Annotated in this window: 4 protein-coding genes and 2 pseudogenes; 1 reads left to right on the top strand and 5 read right to left on the bottom strand. The window is 32.1% G+C overall.

Annotated features, from left to right (window positions below):
- Positions 1-254, top strand: a pseudogene (locus ACH6CY_RS15465) (IS5/IS1182 family transposase); the annotation flags it as partial.
- An 88-nt stretch (positions 255-342) separates the two neighbouring features.
- On the opposite strand, the gene ACH6CY_RS15460 reads toward ACH6CY_RS15465, so the two are convergent.
- From ACH6CY_RS15460 to ACH6CY_RS15440, 5 genes and pseudogenes are all read right to left on the bottom strand, one after another.
- Entirely contained in the window at positions 343-624 is a 282-nt protein-coding gene (locus ACH6CY_RS15460) for a hypothetical protein (protein WP_374068209.1), read from the bottom strand.
- A 16-nt stretch (positions 625-640) separates the two neighbouring features.
- Entirely contained in the window at positions 641-1,342 is a 702-nt protein-coding gene (locus ACH6CY_RS15455; RefSeq protein WP_374068208.1) for a hypothetical protein, read from the bottom strand.
- Positions 1,343-1,451: 109 nt separating this feature from the next.
- Positions 1,452-1,631: a hypothetical protein gene (locus ACH6CY_RS15450; protein WP_374068207.1), complete on the bottom strand. Its 180-nt coding sequence runs from the start codon at positions 1,629-1,631 to the stop codon at positions 1,452-1,454.
- A gap of 25 nt (positions 1,632-1,656) precedes the next feature.
- A pseudogene (gene mobV, locus ACH6CY_RS15445) lies at positions 1,657-2,706 on the bottom strand (MobV family relaxase).
- A 526-nt stretch (positions 2,707-3,232) separates the two neighbouring features.
- Entirely contained in the window at positions 3,233-3,547 is a 315-nt protein-coding gene (locus ACH6CY_RS15440) for a hypothetical protein (RefSeq protein WP_374068206.1), read from the bottom strand.
- Between the last annotated feature and the right edge of the window lie 204 nt (positions 3,548-3,751).

The following is a 3,751-nucleotide window of genomic DNA, read 5'->3' as shown; positions in this document are numbered from 1 at the left end:
AACATTGAAATACACAAGACCAAAAGAGTGCAGTGACTGTCCTCTGGCTAATGAAGGAATCTGTCAAAAGGTTTATAAAGTGAAAATCACTACAGACCTTCGAAGATATACAGCACCAGCTCGTGGTTCAGAAGCTTGGAAAAAGTTGTTTAAACGCCGCTCAGCCGTTGAACGAGTTAACGCTTATTTATAATGCTTCAAAATTAGCTGCAGATCGTATCAATGTACTGTTAAACCAGCAACAAGCTGCTTAGGAATTTTTTAAAATTACATTATTAATTTTCTGCAGGTCTTTGTATTTTTAAAAAGAGCAATTATGAAATTGATTCATGTGGGAGATATTTAAAAAATTGTACCAACAGTTATTTTCTTTTGTTTAATTAAAGTTGCTAGAAGAGCGTCCCCAATTTTAAAAGAATGTAGAAGTTCTTGCGGATTGTCATCAAAATATTCACTTATTCTCTTTTTACCAATCCAAACGGCTCTACCTTTTTTTTCATTGGATATAAAGTATTCTACCTCTTCGTAATAGAATTCAATTTCTCTTCCTTCATTAAGATAATGTAAAAATCTATTATAGTCTATATTTGAAGTTTTAGGTTCATCATTATTATTAAGATTCATAATAATTACCTCCGATTTAATGTTTACTTCTTACTCCATTTTTCCATGTATGTCTATGTGGGAACTTAAAGTTTCCTGAATGTCTAAAGTCAATATCAACATCTGCTCTCCCATTTTCACCGTAATATCTTCTTTGCTTTACACCCTTACTATCTTTAAGATCCTTAGAAGACAAAGCTTTCCCAATTTTAGAAAGAGAGCTCTTTGTTGATGTAGATTGTGTTGAATGATTTTTTGTTTTTTCCCCATTTTTTTTGGCTTTATCATATGCTTTTTGAGCAAAGTAACCAGCTACCTTATTATACATCGATGAGCCGGCTTTTACTGTGACACCACCAACCACAACAACCCCGGTAGCCAATAAAGCAACTTTACCAATCCAGGGTATAAAATAAATGCCAGCTGCAGCAGGAATAGCTGCAAATGTTTGATATCCACCTTTATTATTTATTAGGTACGGACTATTAGAAGAATAAATTGCATTCTCGTGGTAAGGGTCAAAAAATTCATCAGGTATGTACACAATCTCATCATCTGAATAATAATTTGGATCTAATAATTCTTCTGGTATATTCTCAATATCTAATGACTCTACCTTTGAAGATTTTAAATCAACCTTTTTAATAGATTTTGAAGCATAAGCGAGAGGATTACTGAGACTTGAAAAGGCTAAAACGAAAACTAAAAATAACGATAAGACTTTAAAACTTTTCTTCATAAACATTTCTCCTTTGGAAAATATTATGAATTTTTATTAAATTATATAATGTATTTCCTGGTTGTGAACTATATATTTTAAAATATATTAATTTTTTACTTTTTTGTATTTATATGAAATTCATTTCAATATCTTTAATTTTCGAAATCATTTTTTGCAGTTGCTCCATAGCTTGATTTAAACGTTCGCTATTTATCAATTTTTTATTTTTATTTTCTTCTAGAATAACGAACCAATTTTTAGCTGCTTTTTCATTTCGGGGTTTTATACCCTTATCTAATCTATCCATCACTAAATGCCCCTTATATTCGATTTCAGCCATATATCAACCCTAAATCCTTTAATTTGCTGTCAGCGACCGTTAAATCGCTTTCTAGGCGGTCATTTTGGTTTTGTAGTCTCTCATATCTCTTTTCCAAATGTTCTGTATCTGAAATTAATTCTTTTTTACGTTGGTCAGACAGATCCCGTTTCTTTGTGGTTGATTCTAATTTTTTGGTTAAGTTCATATTTTGCTTTTCTAATTGTTCTGCAGCTATAACACTTTTTACAGAACTCTTTTGAAAACCAGTAACGAATTTTTTCAATTCGTTTAAGTCTTTAGACGACATTGTTCTTTTTCCTAAAATCGTTTTTCCTAATTTATTTTCAAATTCATTTAGCTTTTTTCTAGTGTCATAGACATTTTTTAATTTACCTTCTAGACTATTCACTTTTTTAATTTCGTTACTTAAATTGCGTTTCTTTATGTCCATGTTCTCGTTGAGTTTCTCAATTTCCTTTGATTTTTCTTTCAGCGTTGCCACGTCATCAACGCCAATCGTTTTATCATTCAAAATTCCTTTTTGATAAATATGCGGTATTTGCTCTTTCAAGTGATTGTCTAAATCTTGATGAAACGATTTTAATTCATTTTGGTCTAACACTTCTTTTGCCGAGACTGTTTCACGTTGTTTTTTCTCGTCATACGTTACAGGCATAAAAGTAAAATGCATGTGTGGTGTCGTTTCGGCATTGTGAACAACACCAGCAAGAACATTCTCTTTTCCGTAGCGTTCCTATAAAACATCATATGTTTCTTCAAAAAATTTTCTTTGCGATTCTGGAGAAGTGTCTTTCAATTCTTCTGGTAGAGTTACGACCCAATCAGCCATGACTTTGACGTCTTTTCGATTCAAGCAATGTACTTCATCAAATCGTTCTTTGTAACGTGAAGTCATATCGGCTTCCTTTTCGCATAAATCATAGTTTTCATGTGTCCGTTCTGTATCAATATCTTTGTTTGAATGATTTTCCGTTTTTCGTTCAATGTGGGAAGACAGTCCACCGACTGCCCCACGTGAAAATTTTTGAACATGTGCCATAGATAGACCACCCCCATTTCATACATTCAGCATATCACAGGGGAGAGAGCCAAATTCAATTTTGGTATAGCACGTTATACCAAAATTGAATTTGGCAACGTGGTCTGCGACGCTAAAGGCATTCCACCTATACGGTGGATCGAGTGGAAAATCGTCATTTGAAAAACCTAAAACCTTTAAGAGCTTTCTTTTTTTCGTGAAAAAAGAAACAAAAAAACCCGCCCTATGCCACCTCAGTAAAAGGTGGGTCTTGCTCTCGTGCCCGTTTGAAAATTCGCAAGGGACAGGTAGTATTTTTCAACCCGCTGCCGCTGAAAAATCTCCACCTTTGAACCCTTGCAAACTTTCATTTTGTCCGTTTTATCTTGTTTACCGAAAGACAGACTCAGCAAAAATAAAATTTTCATTGTCTTTCGGTTATCTAGCTTAACGGACAAAAACACTAGAAATAGAATAACAAAGACACGAGAATATTCTCTCATATCTTTGTTATTCTATAGTTGCACGCGTTCATACGACCATCTTTCTATTTTTCATTTTGTGAAGTAACTACTTTTTGCTTAAATATTATTTTGTTAATTATAAAAAACACAATGTAAAAAACACCTACATTAAAAATAAAATTAATTAAATTTACTCCTATTAACCACCAATGACTAAATAAAGAAAAAATGTTTTTATAATAAAACTCATCAACAAAACCTAAGAAGGCAATTGGAAAACCTTTCACTATAGTTGTATCAAATTCCATTGGGTAACTTTCTCCTTGTAACGGTAAAAAAATTGTGAACATAGATAACAGCAAACTATAAAAAAACACTCTTTTATTCCAAAATCTCATATATTAACCATCCTCTACCACTTTTAGTAATTGACAGAAAAACTTGATACCTTTATTATATACTATATGTTAACATTTTCCAGCATTTTAAAAATTTTAAAAAAAGAGGTGTAAAAATGAAAAAAAGTGGTTCATTGTAAAATCAAATGCAACAGTTAAATAAATAGAAAGCCATCGTGAAACCACGTATAGTTAAGGTTGACT

This window comes from Paraliobacillus sp. JSM ZJ581, assembly GCF_044383835.1.
Taxonomy (GTDB): domain Bacteria; phylum Bacillota; class Bacilli; order Bacillales; family Amphibacillaceae; genus Paraliobacillus.
This window is presented reverse-complemented; position numbering and strand designations above follow the sequence as displayed.

Coding starts and splice junctions, on each gene's coding strand:
- ACH6CY_RS15460 (WP_374068209.1), bottom strand. CDS start 624: ATGAATCTTAATAATAATGATGAACCTAAAACTTCAAATATAGACTAT.
- ACH6CY_RS15455 (WP_374068208.1), bottom strand. CDS start 1,342: ATGAAGAAAAGTTTTAAAGTCTTATCGTTATTTTTAGTTTTCGTTTTA.
- ACH6CY_RS15450 (WP_374068207.1), bottom strand. CDS start 1,631: ATGGATAGATTAGATAAGGGTATAAAACCCCGAAATGAAAAAGCAGCT.
- ACH6CY_RS15440 (WP_374068206.1), bottom strand. CDS start 3,547: ATGAGATTTTGGAATAAAAGAGTGTTTTTTTATAGTTTGCTGTTATCT.